This is a genomic window from Alphaproteobacteria bacterium (assembly GCA_019635875.1).
Taxonomy (GTDB): Bacteria; Pseudomonadota; Alphaproteobacteria; order Reyranellales; family Reyranellaceae; genus JAFAZJ01.
Window position 1 is genome coordinate 314,309 of sequence record JAHBYP010000001.1, and the last position, 15,499, is coordinate 329,807.

17 protein-coding genes are annotated in these 15,499 nt (G+C 60.2%); 1 reads left to right on the forward strand and 16 read right to left on the reverse strand.

Translation table 11 applies throughout. The features are described from left to right. From KF889_01550 to KF889_01620, 15 genes are all read right to left on the reverse strand, one after another. On the reverse strand, positions 1-228 hold the full coding sequence (locus tag KF889_01550) for a hypothetical protein (protein MBX3498100.1): 228 nt from the start codon (positions 226-228) through the stop codon (positions 1-3). Positions 229-322: 94 nt separating this feature from the next. Further along, complete coding sequence (locus KF889_01555; GenBank protein MBX3498101.1) at positions 323-1,564, reverse strand: hypothetical protein; 1,242 nt, start codon at positions 1,562-1,564, stop codon at positions 323-325. Position 1,565: 1 nt separating this feature from the next. After that, positions 1,566-3,152 carry a hypothetical protein gene (locus KF889_01560; GenBank protein MBX3498102.1) on the reverse strand — a complete coding sequence of 529 codons (1,587 nt, stop codon included), beginning with the start codon at positions 3,150-3,152 and terminating at the stop codon, positions 1,566-1,568. A 3-nt stretch (positions 3,153-3,155) separates the two neighbouring features. After that, positions 3,156-3,371: a hypothetical protein gene (locus KF889_01565; GenBank protein MBX3498103.1), complete on the reverse strand. Its 216-nt coding sequence runs from the start codon at positions 3,369-3,371 to the stop codon at positions 3,156-3,158. 2 nt (positions 3,372-3,373) lie between these two features. Continuing rightward, the gene (locus tag KF889_01570) at positions 3,374-4,810 is read right to left on the reverse strand and encodes a hypothetical protein (GenBank protein ID MBX3498104.1); all 1,437 of its coding nucleotides are present in this window, start codon (positions 4,808-4,810) and stop codon (positions 3,374-3,376) included. Positions 4,811-5,737: 927 nt separating this feature from the next. Then, positions 5,738-6,946 (reverse strand): hypothetical protein, encoded by a 1,209-nt coding sequence (locus KF889_01575; protein MBX3498105.1) that lies wholly within the window; start codon positions 6,944-6,946, stop codon positions 5,738-5,740. Positions 6,947-7,117: 171 nt separating this feature from the next. Further along, a complete protein-coding gene (locus tag KF889_01580; protein MBX3498106.1) occupies positions 7,118-7,828 on the reverse strand; it encodes a hypothetical protein in 711 nt (236 codons plus the stop codon). A 52-nt stretch (positions 7,829-7,880) separates the two neighbouring features. Continuing rightward, positions 7,881-8,258, reverse strand: a complete 378-nt coding sequence (locus KF889_01585) for a hypothetical protein (GenBank protein MBX3498107.1) — start codon at positions 8,256-8,258, stop codon at positions 7,881-7,883. Between the two features lie 75 nt (positions 8,259-8,333). Continuing rightward, complete coding sequence (locus tag KF889_01590) at positions 8,334-8,861, reverse strand: hypothetical protein (protein ID MBX3498108.1); 528 nt, start codon at positions 8,859-8,861, stop codon at positions 8,334-8,336. 72 nt (positions 8,862-8,933) lie between these two features. Then, positions 8,934-9,260, reverse strand: a complete 327-nt coding sequence (locus KF889_01595) for a hypothetical protein (GenBank protein MBX3498109.1) — start codon at positions 9,258-9,260, stop codon at positions 8,934-8,936. A gap of 16 nt (positions 9,261-9,276) precedes the next feature. Next, positions 9,277-9,705 (reverse strand): hypothetical protein, encoded by a 429-nt coding sequence (locus tag KF889_01600; protein ID MBX3498110.1) that lies wholly within the window; start codon positions 9,703-9,705, stop codon positions 9,277-9,279. 22 nt (positions 9,706-9,727) lie between these two features. Next, positions 9,728-10,678 carry a N4-gp56 family major capsid protein gene (locus KF889_01605; GenBank protein ID MBX3498111.1) on the reverse strand — a complete coding sequence of 317 codons (951 nt, stop codon included), beginning with the start codon at positions 10,676-10,678 and terminating at the stop codon, positions 9,728-9,730. Positions 10,679-10,705: 27 nt separating this feature from the next. Continuing rightward, entirely contained in the window at positions 10,706-11,260 is a 555-nt protein-coding gene (locus tag KF889_01610) for a hypothetical protein (GenBank protein ID MBX3498112.1), read from the reverse strand. A 56-nt stretch (positions 11,261-11,316) separates the two neighbouring features. Beyond that, complete coding sequence (locus KF889_01615) at positions 11,317-11,574, reverse strand: hypothetical protein (GenBank protein MBX3498113.1); 258 nt, start codon at positions 11,572-11,574, stop codon at positions 11,317-11,319. A gap of 5 nt (positions 11,575-11,579) precedes the next feature. After that, entirely contained in the window at positions 11,580-13,388 is a 1,809-nt protein-coding gene (locus KF889_01620; protein MBX3498114.1) for a hypothetical protein, read from the reverse strand. 51 nt (positions 13,389-13,439) lie between these two features. Between KF889_01620 and KF889_01625 the strand changes: the two genes are divergently transcribed. Next, positions 13,440-14,147 (forward strand): tetratricopeptide repeat protein, encoded by a 708-nt coding sequence (locus tag KF889_01625; protein ID MBX3498115.1) that lies wholly within the window; start codon positions 13,440-13,442, stop codon positions 14,145-14,147. Between the two features lie 24 nt (positions 14,148-14,171). Here KF889_01625 and KF889_01630 read toward each other — a convergent pair whose 3' ends face one another. Further along, the gene (locus KF889_01630) at positions 14,172-15,497 is read right to left on the reverse strand and encodes a phage terminase large subunit (protein MBX3498116.1); all 1,326 of its coding nucleotides are present in this window, start codon (positions 15,495-15,497) and stop codon (positions 14,172-14,174) included. Positions 15,498-15,499 lie beyond the last annotated feature (2 nt).

Genomic DNA, 15,499 nt, shown 5'->3' on the forward strand with positions numbered 1-15,499 from the left:
TCACAATTTTATCACGAGGACGATGAGCGCGCCGACGACGGCTGTGAGTATCAGGCCGGTGCAGCCGTACACCAACATGCGCACCGGCCAGAACTCGGCCTGGGTAACGTAGTTGGCCTTGGCGTCCTTGAAGTCTGCACGGAGACCGCGCATCTCGGTGCGCAGCTCAATGAGCAGGTCATGGTCGGTCTGAAACTGATCGACGAGGTCTGTGGAGTTTCCGGCCATATCATTGCGCGATTGCTAATCGGGTGTAAGCTGATTGGATGTTGTGGGCTGCACTGCTTGCGATAGGATTTTTCATATATCTGGTCTGGTCGCGCTAGCGTTTGCCTTGCATCTTCCGGCCGGTCCTGGAAAGCATCTCACCGACCTTTCCGCTTCGAGCGGCCTTTGACGCCCCGACGAGCAATAGCGCTTTCGGATCAAACAGCGCGCTCATAAACCCGATGGTGTCCGTAAGGCTGATGGCGTTGTTTCGCTCCTCGACGGGCAATCGGCGCAGCGCTGCATTTTGGATGGGGATCAGCTCCGAAATCTGACGGTTGATGGCCCGAATTCTGCCATCCGGCGTCGCCACCTCGATCTGCTCCTTCAGGACGTTGTAGAACTCGGTATACACGCGCTCGATTGCGGACGCGTCCGGATCGGGTCGATTGTACGCCCAGGAGCCTTTCTGACCCGCACCACGCTTGATGTTCGTCGCAGTGACAAGGTCCGCATCGGAAACGCCAACGCGCTCGATTTCATCGGCGATCTGATCCAGGACGCGATCGAGCGCAGCGTTATCGCCGAACGTAGCGGCCTTCTCGGCGCCGAGGCGGCGCGTCGTCTCCGACAGGGTTTCCTTGAGGTTGATCTTTACCGGCGAACTCTTCAGCTCCGCCTTCAGCTCTTGGCTGAGCTGGTTCAGTTTCACGTGAGACTTGGCGATGGTCTCCGGAAGAGACCCGCCCACATCGTACTTCGCGACGTTCTCGATATTGAAGCCGTCCTTCACGTCACGGATCGATGGGCGGATCACTGAGCTTTGGATCTTCTGTCCGGTGCTTTCAACCCCTTTCCCAGCAGCGCTGATGAGGCCCTTGCCCGCGTTTGCGGCTGCTGCCTTTGTCGTCGCTGCACCTGTCGTTAGGCCCTTGGCAGGGGTGGGTGCGATCGCACCGGCAATGGTGGTGGCATTCTGCACGCTTTCGAGCACCCGCGCCGTTCTCTCGCCGGCTCGAGACCGAGCGAACTGCTGGACGGCCGGAACGTCGCTGATCTTATCCGCGGCGGCTTCGATCACCGGGCTGATCACCGGAGATACGGCGGCCGACACCGGCGCGAAAGCCGCTTCTATGATGCCGGCACCCGCCTTAAGGCTCCCCTCGATCACCTCCAAAGGGTTCTTTGCAGTCTGGGGAGCTGCAAGCCCTTCCTTGACCTTTTCGATGCCTGCTCGCTGAGCCTGGGCGGTCCGCTCCATATAGGTGGGCGGCCGCTTAGTTTCGGCCGGCACGATTCGGGGCTTCGCTAGCGTCGGCTTGCTTCCAAAAAATTCTGTTGCGCTGACGATTGCCATATCATTGTTGGATTACGGCTATGGACCCGTCCGCGAGCACGCGGCCCTGCACGCCGTCTGCATTGGTAACGATCTGGCCCACGGTGAAGTCCTGACCGCCGATATTGATCTTGCTGTAGCCCACAATCGCCGCCTGGTTCGCCCGTAGCTTGGTGTCGAGTGTGTCGTTGATCTTCGATGCGAAGTTGTCGATGCGGTCCTGGGTATTCACCCCGAGGAAGAAGGCGTTGGACACGCGACCGGGAAGCTGATCGGCATAGAATTTCTCCTCACTGGCGGTGAGCGCGGCACCAGTGCGGGCGCGGGATAGAAGGTCCACAATTTCCGTGCGTAGATCGATGTAGCGCTGCTGATCAGCCGCGCCGAAAACCTTGCCCAAGCCACCCAAAATGAGGCCCTTTGAACGCTCGGTATCGAGCTGCTTCAGGTCCGCCACCTTCTTCGAGATGTCGTACAGCGCGGCCAGGCCGTCGATCCTGGCATCCGAGATGGCCGGTTTGGTCCCGGTGTTGGTGTCGATGATCGAGCCGTCCGGCTTCGGCAGCTCCTTGGCGAGTTGCGCCACAACCCCAAACGTGCCTTTCGGCAGGCCAGTTGGGATAGTGCCCGTCGATGCGTACTGCTGGGCGTAGGCAAGCGCCTGAAGCGGATCAGTTGTGACGCCGCCGCCGCTCGCGTTCCGCTGATCAATGGCGAGTTGAGCCAGGCGGATGCTGTTCTCAAATTCCTGCTGCTGTTTCGCATCCTGGAACTTCGCTCCCAGCACTGCGCCGGCAAGTCTCGTAGCCTCTTCCGGGGAGGACGCTGCCTGGATCTTCGCGAGCGTTGCGTTGTCCGCACCGGCGCCGGCGGCCGCCAGCATGATGTCGAGCGTTTTGGCGCGCTGGTCCCGGTACTCCGTGAGAGCGCTCCTCTGCTGGTCGAGCATCTCGATACGCGCTTCCGCTCGGCGCTTCTCCTCCACATTGAAATTGTCCATGTTGATTTGAAGCAGGAACTTCTTGTGCGCAATCTCAGCCTCGACCGGATCGAACTCGGCTGCGAGCGATTGCGTCACGTAGTCCTGGGCGAGGGCGAGCTTGCCCTGCTTCGCCGTTGCGATAGCAGCGATGCCGGCCTTTTTGGCGGCGGCCTGACGATCGATCGAAGCCTGCTCGCCGACAATGGCGAAGGTGGGCGCAAGTCGGTCTTCCGAAGTCGCCTTCATCTGGACAGACGCGGCGTCGATCTGGTTCGCCTGGTCGTACAGTTCGAGGATGTCTTTGTTGAGCTGAGGGATGCCCTGCGCCGTTTCGAGCTCTAGCTTGCGCGCAGATTTGGTGCCGAGCTTTGTGGTGCCGGAATCGATATCCGTTATGAGGTCGTCCTGCTTCGCCCTAAGCGCATCCTGCTCCGGCGTGTTCTGGATTGGCGGAAGTACGATCGTGGAAGGATTGAAGACCGGCGGGGTGTACGCGGGCGTCTGAATCGGCGGGGTAGCCGTGAGGGTCGAGGCGTCTATGGGCGTGGTGGCGAGCTTCTGGCCGGCAACCTCAGAAATGCGCTTGGCGCCTTCGATGGAGAACGGATTGGGTAGTGGTGTTGCCATAGATCAGGTGAGCGTGGCGTAGCGCCATGCATTGTTAGCGGTGTCGTAGATGTACAGGCGAAGCGTCGCGCCGTTTCGGTAGACGACGATCTGCTCGTAGAGGTTTCTCGGCACGTGAGTCGGCGCGCTGCTTGTTGTCGGAAAAAGCCCCCAGAGCGTCTCCAAGCGCTGCGGCGGCGTGTTTCTGACTGCTTCCGGTTCTGTGTATTTCAGTTCCATAGCTACTGTGTTGCCGGGGTGCCCCAGAGCGCGATGTCGGCAAACGAAGGCGTGCCTGCGGACATTGTAACGCTTAACTTCGCGTGCGTTGTGGTGATCTGCTTGGGGAGGGGGATGCTCAGGAAGTATTGGTTGCCGTAGTAGGCCTGGGTGATGGTGGACAGTGTCGCGGAAGTGCCATCGATCCCCGCAATGGAGATTGCAATGCTGTCGGACGCCCCGATCCCGTTCGGGAGCGTAATCGAAAGGCGCTCGACATGGTATCTGCCGTCGAGGTTCAGAAAGCGCGTGGTGAGCGGCGTAGACGAGGCGCCGGCCGTAGTGAGGTCGTATGAGTAGAGCTTCGATGAGCGTGTACCGACGTACACTTTGTTTTCGAGGAAGTCGGGGATGATGAGCGAGATTTCCCCGGTGAAGCCCTGGAGCGGGTTAAAGACTATGCGCGGATCGCCCGGCAGCATCTTGGAAATTGCTGTGCCCAGCTTGCCAAAAATGATCCCATCGCCCCATGACGCAAGGGAGCCGACGTGACCGTAGTTAAGGGCGTCGAAAGCAATGGCCTCGTCCGAATCAAACAGATAGAGCGGCTTGACGCCGGTGCCGAACGAAACGGTGTACGCGCCTCTCTTACCGAAGACATGAACGATGTCACCGGATCGGCGGATGCCGCGAATGGATGTCTCATTCGGGATCTCCGTTTCCCAATCCCAAGATGATTTGTTGCCGTCCCAGAAGATGAGGCGGACGCGATTGAGTCCATTGTAGGACTCGGTGATTGCGCGCGAGACGCCAGCGATTAGGTAGCGGCCGTCGTCGCCCAATGCAGTAACGGTCTCCTGGCCTTCGAGGTTGAGCGCCTGTGCGGTGTGGACGATGGTGGCGGTACCGTCGTCAGAGAACATGCCGATGTAGTTTTTGTTGCCGTAGTAGACGCGATCGAAGAGCCGGTGCATCGGGCGATGCGGCGTGGATGTGCCGGGATCGTATGCGGTGTCATTCCAACCGGTCGGATAGGTGCCGCTTAAGTCCCACGTGCCGATGCGAGCTTGGCGCGCGAAGAGCATGGTGGCGGCCGACGCCGCGCGCGGCCTGAATATTGCCATACCATTCGCCGGAACGTTGATCGGCGTGCCGGAGCGAAGGTCAGTGACGGCTTCGTTTACGTTGACGCTGTAAAAATGACCAGAGAGGCCAAGGATATAGAGAGTGTATGTGGAGCCTGACTCGATCTTTGCGTATGCCACAGGGATGTCTACGACGACTGATCCCGTCTTGTCCGTCGGAGTCGATCCTAGTGCGACGAGACCACGGTACGTGTCACTTTCGAGGTATGGGTTGAGACCCTGGGCGGCGTCCCAGATGCCGCCCGTGTCATCAAACTGGCTGCGCGTGCGGCCGGTGCGAAGAAGTTTTGAATCGAGCTGGAGAATTTTCTGCATAAATCATTGGCCAACTCCCGTGAGAGCAAGCTGGCGGGCGCTACCTCCAATCGTCGGTGTCCAGGTTCCTGAAGAAGTGAAAGTCCAAATGTCGTTGCCGCCACCTTGCGTGAAGGTGCCACCCGTTGCTGAGGTTATCGTACCCGTGGGGGCGTAGATGATGACGATACCCGAGCCTCCCGCTCCCCCGTCGCCTCCGCGAGCGCCGCCACCGCCACCGCCCGTGTTAGCCGTGCCCGCCGTACCGGCTCCCGCGTTGTTTCCCGCGCCGCCGCCGCCCGAGCCGCCCGAGGATGCCGCAGACGTTCCGCTCGCGCCGCCACCACCTGCCCGAGTGACTGAGCCGGTGCCGGGATCGAAAGCTAAGCCATTGCCTCCGGCACCAGTTCCGCTGTCGCTTCCTGCGCCACCTACTGCACCCGCGCCACCCCCGCCTCCGCCGTTGTAGTTGCTTCCCGTGCCGCCACCCGCGCCACCGTTGCTGCCTTGCCCGGCTGTTCCCGTGCCACCCCCTACGCCGTTTGATCCGCCGCCGCCTGAGCCGCCGTTCGAACCGGCGTAGTTGTTGCCGACGTTATCGTGGCCGCCACCACCGGCACCGCCTATCGCGGTGATCGTATCAAAAACCGAATCTTGGCCGTTGCTGCCGTTTGAGCCCGTTCCTCCAGAAACGACACCACCGGCACCGCCCGCGCCGACGGTGACGGTATACGGCGTACCTGAGGTGACTGTGTAGCCTGAGGCAGTTCGGTAGCCTCCCGCACCACCGCCACCCGCTGCACGGGTGCTTGACCAGTTATCGCGACCACCGCCCCCACCTGCCGCGACAACAAGATAGGTTACTGTCGCCATATGGTGTGGACGGTTACAGAGCCTTGATCAGTTGAGTTGAGGTCGCCGATTGTGGTCCAAGTCATAGCAAGGAATTTAGACTTCGATATACGTCAGGCCTCCGGAGACGGCGCTCGCCGCCGACAGGTTTGCGCGCAACGCTTCGTTGTTCGTGCCAGTCTGGAACCACCCGTGAGGATTGTGCGGTAGGACGAAGCCGCCGTTGGCCGCGAGCTGGATCTTGTTAGTAGAGCCACCGAAGACAGCGCCATCAGTCGCATTGTTGAAGTAGATGTTGTTGGCCGCGGCGGAGATCACCGCGATTGAAAGAACGCGGATCTTCTTCGACGCAACGGCGGCAACAAGCGTGTTTTCGCCTGAGGAGGCAGCGACAATGGCCGCGCGCTTGACCGTGTACGCGGTACCGGCAACGCGGATGGTGTCGGTTTCCTGCTCCGCAACCACGTGCTGCTTGCGGTCGAGCGTCATGCGCGCGGCGCCTACATCGCCCTCATCGACGCTGTCGGTCGCGGTCTCATCAGCCTGAAAGCCCGCGACCATTACGCTCGATGTGCCAGGGGTGAACGCGGCGTCGTCAACGAGCACCGGGTCGTCGATCTTCTGGAGCGCGGTGAGCGCGGAGCCGTCTACCTGGACCGCGAAGGTGCCCGCATTGGTGACTGCGTGAGAGTTCACGGTGAGGGTAGGGGCAGAGACGATGTCCACCTGCATTTCGGAACCGGCGATGGCATTGTCCAAGTTCTCCACAGCGGTCTTGATGCTGTCGAGTTGGGACGTGGCGAGCCGGAGCTTGGCGGAGATGGAGCCGGTCGAGCCCGCGGTCGCGGCGGCATCCGCATTGGCGCCCAACGGATCGGCGGGGAGGGTGGCAACGTCCACGTTGCCGATGTTGTTGTCGCCGGCAGCGATTGACGCGATATCGACGTTCCCGATGTTGTTATCACCTGCCGCGATGCTCGCGATGTCCACGTCGCCAATGTTGTTGGTACCCGCTGGAAGCGCGCCCACCACGTCCACCTGAACTTCGGTGTCGATCGCCGCTGCAAGCTCGGTGAGTGCGGTGTGCGAAACCGGCTGCGTCACCGCGGAACCGTCTACCTTGACAGCCGTAGCGTTCGCGCCGTGGTTCGCGAGCGAGACCTGGAGCGGCGCTGCGGAAGACACGTCCGTTGCCGATCCGTCCGCGCCCTGCGCGATCTTCACGCGCGGATACAGCACACCCCCGATATCGTCTGCTGCCCCAGTCTTGCCGCTGCCTTCCGTGAATGAAAAATTGTCTGCCATACCTATGATTTAGCTACGTTTGTAAGCGATGCGCTCGTTTTGGCCGCATTCGTTAGCGTCGGTCCGGTCGCCGCCGATGTGTGCGTGAAGAGAAAGAGGAAGCCGTAGAAGACTTCGCCTCCGGCGCCGGCCACGTAGCGGTTCTTGGCTATGTTGGTGAGGGTTGCCATGTCAGCGCGTTGAGTGAGACGAGCCTCGGATAATGGACTTGGTTGGATTCTTCTGCCGCACGTAGGCGTCGAGCTTCTCGTCCAAGATCGCGATCTCCCCCTTCACCTCGCCGAGGAGCGTCGCGTTCTCGGGCTTGTTGACCCGAAGCCAATCGAGAGACGATTTCAGCGAAAGCCGGCGGTGGAAGCCCTCCACAAAGCCAGGCTCCTTGGTCGTGTCGCTTGTCGTAAAGTAGGACGGCACCAGGCGATAGAAGAGCTTGCCGGCTGCCGCTTTGGTGTAGTCCGGCAGCACATCGAAGAAAATCATGTTGTTCTTCTCCAGATAGGCGCTCGGGGTGCCGGTGTTGTCAGTATTCGGCGACATGACGAGCATGGCGCGCGGGTCGTCGAGCGTGAGCCTGGTGAGCGGCCGGTATTCACTCGAGGTTTCTGGTTGGATCATGACCCCGGTGATATCCGTGATCGTGTTGCCATCCTCATCGGTCAGAAACTGGTAGTTGTTCACGTTCTCTGTGATCGTGAAGGTCGAGAACTGATGATCGGTGTAGTTCGTGTCCTCGACGCCGTCTCGGCCGGTCGCGAGCTGCAACGTCAGAAGGGTCTCGCCGTAGTGGATGTTCAGGAGGCGCGTGAACACGGCTTTCAGCGTCGCGTCGCCGGTGATCGTGCCGTCACCCAGGTTCGTCCAAAACTCGCAGTCTTGCAGCAAGCCTGTCTTTCCTGATGTGTCGTTGTACGGCATGGCGGCGGGTAGATAGTGCTTATTGGCTTGCGATCATCCACGCGCTGTGGGTGCCGTCTGTAGTCTCGGTGACCTTAACGCGGACGGCCTTGAGCACGACCAGGTCTTCAAGGAATGCGAGGGCAGTCGTATCAGACGACAAGGTCACAGTCGCGACACGGGTGCGCGTCTGCGCGTTCGTGTTGGTAGCGTTGCTCACAATGAGATTGAGTGCGGTCCAGTCTGCTCCGTTAATGGTGCCCTCGACGGTGAAAGCGGAAGATCCGGCGCTGTGATTGGCGCGCTTGAACTGGAAGCCAATGCGACGGAGGCCTTCGACGTTGACCGCTTCAGAGGTGGTTGTTGCCGTGACCGCATTGAGTAGCGCTTTCTCGACTGGCGTTACAGGATTTGACATAGAAGGTGATGGTAAGTGCTAATTTCCGCTCTCATCCCTGTCCCGACGGAGGGGACAGAGTGAGAGCAGAGGTAACTATGCTGCGACCACCTGGGCGCCTGCTTCGACCGGTGCCCACACGCAGTACCAGTCGATCTGGCCTGAGTTGAAGTTGTTGGTCGCGAGCGTTTCGATGATGTCGGCACCATTGGCGATGTAGTGCTTTGCGCCGGAGTGCGCATTCACGTCTACACCAGCCTCAGAGCCCGCATCGGTGATCACGTCGCCGGCGGCGATGGTGCCGGAGCCTGCCGTTGTCTGGGCGATGATCTTCGCCGTGTTGCCGGCAACGCCCACTTCGAGAGTGCCGGTATCGGACGCCGAAACGACAGCCGTATTACACACGCCGAAGAAGTCGGAGATCATAACATCCCCGGTGACCGTGAAGAGCGTGTAGGGGTCAGCGGTACCGTCGTGGTCGCCGTGGCTGTTCGCCGTAGCGCCCGTATAGGCTGAGGCCGCTTTCTTCGCGACGCGCCACGTGACGGCGTTGTCCACATTCGGGACGTGGTTCAGCATGCGGCCGACGACTGCTTCTGCGATTTCGTCTGCAAATTTGCTCATGATGCTTGTGCGAGGGGCTTTAGAAGTGCCGCGGCGCGCACTAACCCCGCAGAGTTGCCGCTGATTCTCTAATTAGCCGAACGCGATCCAGCGAAGCTGCTCGCTGGTAACCACGAGGTCGGTATCGAGACCGATGGTGAAGCCGTCCGCGAGCGGAGTAATGCCGTTGCTGGCGACAAGGGCTATGTCTCCGGCCGTAGCCGTCTTCATACCCTCACCGTCTGCCATGCCGGTGCACCACTCCATCATGCAGTCGCCGTCTTCGTTGATGACCTTGACGTAGCGCGGACGGAAGCCGCACGTAATGTCGAAGGCCGCCACGGTGCCCGTGTCGATGTAGGAGCCGGACGCAAAGCGTGCGATCCCATCGCCATTGTCTTGTGTGCTTGTGATAGCCATGTAAGTGACTTAGCTGTTAAGCGCCGAACGAAACGAGGTTGACCTTGCCGTCCGCCTTGATGCGGTCGGGGTGGTTCTCAATGCTCATCTTGTGCTTGAGCTTGATCTCCAGGACCTCAGCCACAGACTGCGGAACGTTCACGTATTCACCCTTTCGGATGTACATGGGGTACCCGTTCAGAACGACGGATTGCGTCACTCCCTGCTTTTCGCCTGGGGCGAGCGGGATGTAGACGCGGACTTTGGGCTGAGAAGCGAGCTTGTCGCGCATAGCGCGGGCCTTGCTGCCCATCGGAGCGGCTTTGCCCAGAGCGGGACTGAGCGGTGTGACCGTCTCAGGCGCTTGCTCGGCGGGTGCTACTTCCACCGCCACGTCGGCGGTATTGGTGTCGAGCTCGGCCGTCTCAGGCGCTTGCTCGGCGGGTGCTACTTGCTTTCTAGCCATGTTGAATGAACGTTAATGCTAATTAGGACGATACCGCGTGACGGAGCGAGAGACCGAACGCGTCGTTGAGGATCGTCGCCACGAACGTCGCCTTCCAAGCGGAAGTCTGACGCTGGTGGAGCGGATCGGAGTTGCCGCCCGGGCCTTCGACGATGTTCTTCATCGCCTCACCCGAGATGCGGGAGACCGCGTAGAAGTCGGCCGCCATGATGATGGTGCCGTACACGTCGATCGAGCCGGAGCCAGCCGCCGAGTAAACCTTGGCGTTGGTCGTCTCGATGAAGCGAACTTCATCGAGTGCGCCCACTTCGCCCGGCATAGCCGTGCGCTGACCGTACTCCTCTACACGGATGAAGCCCGGAATGTTCTTGAGGTCGTAGGTCGTATTCGGATGCACGATACCGATGAAGCAGGCATCGAGCGGAGACGTGTTGAAGCCGTCCGAGGCCGAAACCATGGACGTGACCTTCTTCGCGTTGTTGACCTTGAGCGTGCGCACGGCCTCCTGAACCTCAGCCTTCGTGATCTTCATCGCGGAGGTGACTTCGTTGTTGGCGGTCGCCGTCGAGGCGTACTGAATCGTGGTCGTCGTCGCCAGCTCGTCGCGCGTGAGCTGGTCGAGCGTGTTGGCGGCGTTCTCACCGAGAATGTCCGCAACTTCCGTCAGGAGCGGGTCCTGGGTCGTGAAGTTGAGCTTGTCAGTGATAAGGACGCCATTGCCGTACTGCTGCACAGTCGCGTCAACGTTGGTCACGCTGAGCGACGCGAGAGACGGGGTAACACCCTCTACGAGAGGGTCGGTTGCTGCCGAAAGCAGCGAGTACCGGCGGAAACGGATGTTATCCGTGTTGTTGCGCGGGATGTCGCGCACTTGCCCCCATTTGGTGTGGACGAGCAACGGCTTCGCCTTGGTGAGCAAGGTTCGGTCGTAGAACGTCGAGACAGCATCGGGGACGGTAGAAGTGGTGTTTATAAGCCATTTCTTACGTTGCTAAGATGGCTATGCCCTTCCCGACATGACGCGCGATCGTTCGCGCTGGAATTCCTCGTCGGTCATGTCCCAAGCGTTCTTCTGCGGTTTGGCGTTGCGGCCTCCCTTGTTCGGGGGCGGCGTGGCTTCCTTCGTTGCCTTCGCTTCGCGCATCTTCTCCAGCTTCGCTGCCACGATCTCATCGGTGGCTGCAGCGCTGGGCTCGATGCCGAGACGCGTGGCGGCAGCGATCACGAAATCCTGTTCGGCCTGGTCTTTGATGCCGAGGCCGGCAAGTTCCGCGCGCACTACGCGCTTGGTGAGGTTAGACAGAGCTTCGCCGCCCTTTTCCGGGTCGGCAGGCTTGGGCTTGCCTTCGAGTTCTCGAACACGCGCCTCAGCCTTTTCGGCCCGTCGCTTCTGATCCTGAAAGGCCTTGGCATCCTTGCGGATCTGCACCAGGTCTTCTTGCGGTTCATCGGCTTCAGGCTCAGGAGCTTCAGGCTCCTCCGGAGTTTCGATCTCAGGGGCTTCCGGCGCCTCTGGTGCCTCTGCGGCGGGCACTACCACGTCTTCATTTGCCATAAGGGGTGTTGTTACGCCGGTCCGATAACCGGCAGGCTTCTAATATGATAACCCACTCACCGCGCCGGATTGGAAGGCACGGGTTGTGGATTACGGAAAGCTATCCGCTCAAGCTCGGAGACGCGCTCTCTCATGAGATCGCGCGCGCCACGCCAGACCTTCACCGCGCGGCCGTACTCCGCGTCGTCCGCAAGTGGCACGCCTGCGCCAAGCTCCTCATCGTCAGGCATCAGGACCGCCAACACCGCCGCGGCCATCGGCTTATTCTCGATGAACGCTCTGATCTGTCGTTGCTGGTCGTCGTTGATCTCCATACGCGTTAAGAGGCAACCGTCTCCGGCAGCGCTTCAGGCGCGGCCGGGGCAACGGGTGTGGGCATGGCCGGCTTGTGGCCCTGGAGGAGCACGGGCGAGATGCCGGCGATTTCGACGATCTGATTGAAGAGGCGGGCCATCACAGGGTCCTGGAGGAGCTGCGGCGCGGTCGCGACGGTCTTGAACACATTGAAGAGGGTTTCAAGCACCACGGCCTTGTTCTTCTGCTCGCCAGTGGTGATCACATCGACGGTACCCGCCCAGTCGCTGAACAGGTCTTGGAAGCCGACAAAAGCCCGGCGCGATTGCCGCATGCTGGATTCGCGTGCGGCGGCGTCGATGCCCTGCAGATCGATCGGATCGGGAATGGCGCCAGATAGAATCTGTTCTTTCGCAAAGTCGTTGACTTCCTTCTTGGCCAAGGCGTCCGAGACCAGCTCCAGCTCATCGGGTTCGAGCGTGGCAACCAGCTCCTTGTCCTTCTTGATCTGCTGAACGAGATACGGGAGCAGCCAGTCGAAGTAGATCTCATGCACAAACAGGCCGGCCTCCTCCCTGCGGTACTCGAACAGCGAACCGGCTTCTTGGTTGAGGATGGCGACCTGCCGAAAGGGCGTGCCGGACGGCATGCTCTCCCCGGTGATCGCGTTGAAGGTCGAGGAGACGCGCTCGGCCTGCGTGTTCCAGTCGTCGATGAGCTTGTCAAACGCCGGTAGCGAGGCGGGGAAGTTGTTGAGCTGGGTGACCGGCTTGTCTGGCGCGTGCTCGAGAATGGAGCCAGTCTCAACGTCCGTGAGCACATTCCTGGCAGCAATGTTCTTGTCGGCCGTTTGGAAGATGATCTTGCCGGCCAGTTCCAGCATGTCCTTCTTGTGCTTCACGCCGTCGTTGGTCCACACCTGCGCTTCGAAGAGGTCTTCGATCACACCCACTCCGAGGCCGCGGCCGTCCACTTCCTCGTAGGGAAGGTATTTGTAGGGGTCATCGTCCTCAAGGCCGGCGAACAACGTGACGCCTTTCACGTTGCTCTTGTCCTTGACAGTCGTCTCGTCGAGCACGACCACGTGCATCTGTCGCTGGTACTCATTCTCGGAGCCATACTCCTCGCCGTACTTGTCGCTAGTGCCTCGGAGGTAGCACGTTGGCAGAACGCCGTGGACCTCGTACACCTCGATGTAGTCTCCCGGTGTCTTGTTCTCCATGCCCGTGGGGTCGGCCGCGTGCGCCGCGCGCGACGTCTTGGCCGTCTCGATGGCCTTTTCGATGTTGGTCCAGTTCTTCGGGGCAAGCGTTTGCAGATCAGCGGGCGAGTGGTAGTGGCGCTCGATCTTCACGCCGTTGCGGATGTCCACCTGATCGGTGATGACATTGAGCCACGGCACGACGTGCAGCTCCAGCTTGTCGTCGTGCTCGGTCTTTTTGATCAGCACACCGCCGTACTTCGCGCGGGTTGCGCCCATCCTGTTGAGAAAGCGCGCGAAGCCTGATGACTTCATCCAGTTGCGATTCTTGAGGTTGAGCAGGAAGGTCTCGACGTAGGATTTATCCGTGATGCGCTCGGACTGGATCTGCACATCCTTCGTGTCGAGGTCCGTAGCACGCGTTGCGACGTTCACCCGGAACTTGCAGATGTTGAAGAACGGCTTTTCGCGGTCGAGAGTGTCCTTGTTGCCGCTGAGAAAGCGGCTGTTGTGGTAGAGCTCGATCGTGCGGAGCGTCTCGTACTGGGAGAACTCGTAGCCTTCCGCGATTTGAACGGTCCGGGTGCGGTAGTCGTCGCGTTGCTCTTTGACGAAGTCAAAGACGGTTTCCATCGCTTCAGTATACCACTAGCATAGAGTACGCCGAGGTGCCGGGGGATAGCCATGAAGCACTTAGTCGTCGTTGGTTGCATTCTCGGGACGGCAATTGGAGCCGCCGAGGTTGGTGCGCAAGGTGGCATGTTTGAGTATCAAGTGTGCATGAACGACAAGTCCCTAGACTGGAACGCTCAGTTGTTTGCCTGTGCAAGGCTGTTAGGTGATGCAAGCTTGCCGGTGGACGTGAAAGCGAAAGCGCACTGGGGATCGTACTTCGCTCTCTGGAAGAAGCGGATGGAACAGGTTACACAGCAGCTTCAGGGCCGGGCTCCCCACTCACCAATAAGACCTACGGACCAAGAGCTCGAACATCTCAATTCGGCGATTAGGTTTGACCCAAACAACATCAGGTACCTCGTGGCGCGTGCTGGTGTTCTTGATGGACGTGGCGACTACAACGGCGCGATTCGAGACCACAGCGAGGTTCTGCGCCTAGGTTCTAGAAGCCCGGCAGCAACTCTGAGCTTGCGCGCGGGCGCATACCTGAAGAAGGGCGATACCTCGCGCGCGATGTCCGATTGCGACGAGATGCTGAGGCTCCAACCCGAAACCCCAGACCCATACACTTGCAGAGGGATCGTCTTGGAACATACGGGCAAACGGGATGAAGCACTTAAAGAGTACAGAAAGGCCTTGGATCAAAAGCCCACTGACAACTATGGACGTAACAGGATAGATTATGCACGTGGTAGGGTCGATCAGCTGACCAAGTAGCTACGGGACGATGCATGAGTGAGATTACCTCGACTGATTCTTCGCCAACCGCCGCCTCGTCACCGACACCTCAATCCGCTCTCGGTCTTTCCGTTGCGGGTCGTACACCGACCCCGCCGGCACAAGCGTCGTAAGGCCGTAGCGTGCCGCCGACATGAGGTGGTTCGGGCACTTCGGATCTTCGATGCCCCGGTTCTCCCCAGTCTTCTTATCGATGAGCCAAGCATAGTTCTCGTACTCCGCTTTGAGGTTCTTCGACCGCTTCGTGTAGCTGATCTTGAAGCTCTGCACGTGCTTGATGCCGTGATCGACGCTGTCCGCTCCCTTCTCACAGGGGATTACATTCAAGCCGTAGGTTTGCATCTCAGCGATCGACTTCGGCTCGGCGCTGTCGGCCGCGATGGGAGCGTTGGGCGTGGGCTTGGTCTTGACGCTATTCGCCAGGTGCTCGTTGAGGAGCTGGGTCTGATACAGCTCTTCATCAAGGATGATGCCGCCGTTGTACCAGTACATGGCGAGCACAGCCGCAGGGTCAGGGTCGAAGCCAAAGTCCAAGCCGCGCCCGATGAGGCGTGCCTCGTGCGGCACCTCATCGATCTCGCGCCAACCGGAGTAGATGCGGCCCAGCACCACTTCGGGCGATAGGCCCTCAATCATCTGCCAGTAGTAGGCAGGCTTGGTCTGCCGGTAGCGCTCGTATCGCTCGGCCGTGGCCGGGTCGATGTTCGGGAGGTTGTCGCGGAAGGTGCCGGGGATGTAGAGCGCTTGGTCCGCATACTCGGGCTTGAGACGTGGTACGAAGAAGCCGGGCACGTTCGGTGGTTCGTCCAAGTCGAAGAAGCGCTTGATGATCCAGTGCGTCTTCGCCGGCGTGTTGAGCGTGAGGACGATTCGAATGGAGCCCTTAGTCGTGCGCAGGGTGTCGTCGAGCGTCATGAACTCCTGCTCGCCGATCTCCTCCGCTTCCTCGGCCCACACGAGATTGTAGTTCGCGAGCGATTTGAGGCGGGCAGTGAGTGAGCCGGCAGACGCTTTGAACCCGTGAGTGCGCAGGCTATTGGAACCGTACTCGACCTCCATGTCCCGGATGCGTAGGCCTTCGGCCTCGGTGACGTTCTGCTCCTCGAGCCGGTCGTTTACCTCGGCCCAGGATGAGGTCTTGATGTCTGAATGGACGGCGCGCATGAGAGCGCCGCGCGTGTACTCCCTACCGAAGAGGCGAGAGACACAGTAGCGAGAGGCGGTGCCGGAGCGACCGTTGCCGCGCCCGCCCATGAGGAAAGCGTAACGCCAATCGGATCGCTCCCAGAGCGGCAAGTGAGATTCGTGAACCTCGAAGCCGACGTGCATAC

What these genes read in the sequence shown, in the direction of transcription:
- KF889_01550 (MBX3498100.1), bottom strand. Translation starts at nt 228, where the DNA reads ATGGCCGGAAACTCCACAGACCTCGTCGATCAGTTTCAGACCGACCAT.
- KF889_01555 (MBX3498101.1), bottom strand. Translation starts at nt 1,564, where the DNA reads ATGGCAATCGTCAGCGCAACAGAATTTTTTGGAAGCAAGCCGACGCTA.
- KF889_01560 (MBX3498102.1), bottom strand. Translation starts at nt 3,152, where the DNA reads ATGGCAACACCACTACCCAATCCGTTCTCCATCGAAGGCGCCAAGCGC.
- KF889_01565 (MBX3498103.1), bottom strand. Translation starts at nt 3,371, where the DNA reads ATGGAACTGAAATACACAGAACCGGAAGCAGTCAGAAACACGCCGCCG.
- KF889_01570 (MBX3498104.1), bottom strand. Translation starts at nt 4,810, where the DNA reads ATGCAGAAAATTCTCCAGCTCGATTCAAAACTTCTTCGCACCGGCCGC.
- KF889_01575 (MBX3498105.1), bottom strand. Translation starts at nt 6,946, where the DNA reads ATGGCAGACAATTTTTCATTCACGGAAGGCAGCGGCAAGACTGGGGCA.
- KF889_01585 (MBX3498107.1), bottom strand. Translation starts at nt 8,258, where the DNA reads ATGTCAAATCCTGTAACGCCAGTCGAGAAAGCGCTACTCAATGCGGTC.
- KF889_01590 (MBX3498108.1), bottom strand. Translation starts at nt 8,861, where the DNA reads ATGAGCAAATTTGCAGACGAAATCGCAGAAGCAGTCGTCGGCCGCATG.
- KF889_01595 (MBX3498109.1), bottom strand. Translation starts at nt 9,260, where the DNA reads ATGGCTATCACAAGCACACAAGACAATGGCGATGGGATCGCACGCTTT.
- KF889_01600 (MBX3498110.1), bottom strand. Translation starts at nt 9,705, where the DNA reads ATGGCTAGAAAGCAAGTAGCACCCGCCGAGCAAGCGCCTGAGACGGCC.
- KF889_01610 (MBX3498112.1), bottom strand. Translation starts at nt 11,260, where the DNA reads ATGGCAAATGAAGACGTGGTAGTGCCCGCCGCAGAGGCACCAGAGGCG.
- KF889_01615 (MBX3498113.1), bottom strand. Translation starts at nt 11,574, where the DNA reads ATGGAGATCAACGACGACCAGCAACGACAGATCAGAGCGTTCATCGAG.
- KF889_01620 (MBX3498114.1), bottom strand. Translation starts at nt 13,388, where the DNA reads ATGGAAACCGTCTTTGACTTCGTCAAAGAGCAACGCGACGACTACCGC.
- KF889_01625 (MBX3498115.1), top strand. Translation starts at nt 13,440, where the DNA reads ATGAAGCACTTAGTCGTCGTTGGTTGCATTCTCGGGACGGCAATTGGA.
- KF889_01630 (MBX3498116.1), bottom strand. Translation starts at nt 15,497, where the DNA reads ATGCACGTCGGCTTCGAGGTTCACGAATCTCACTTGCCGCTCTGGGAG.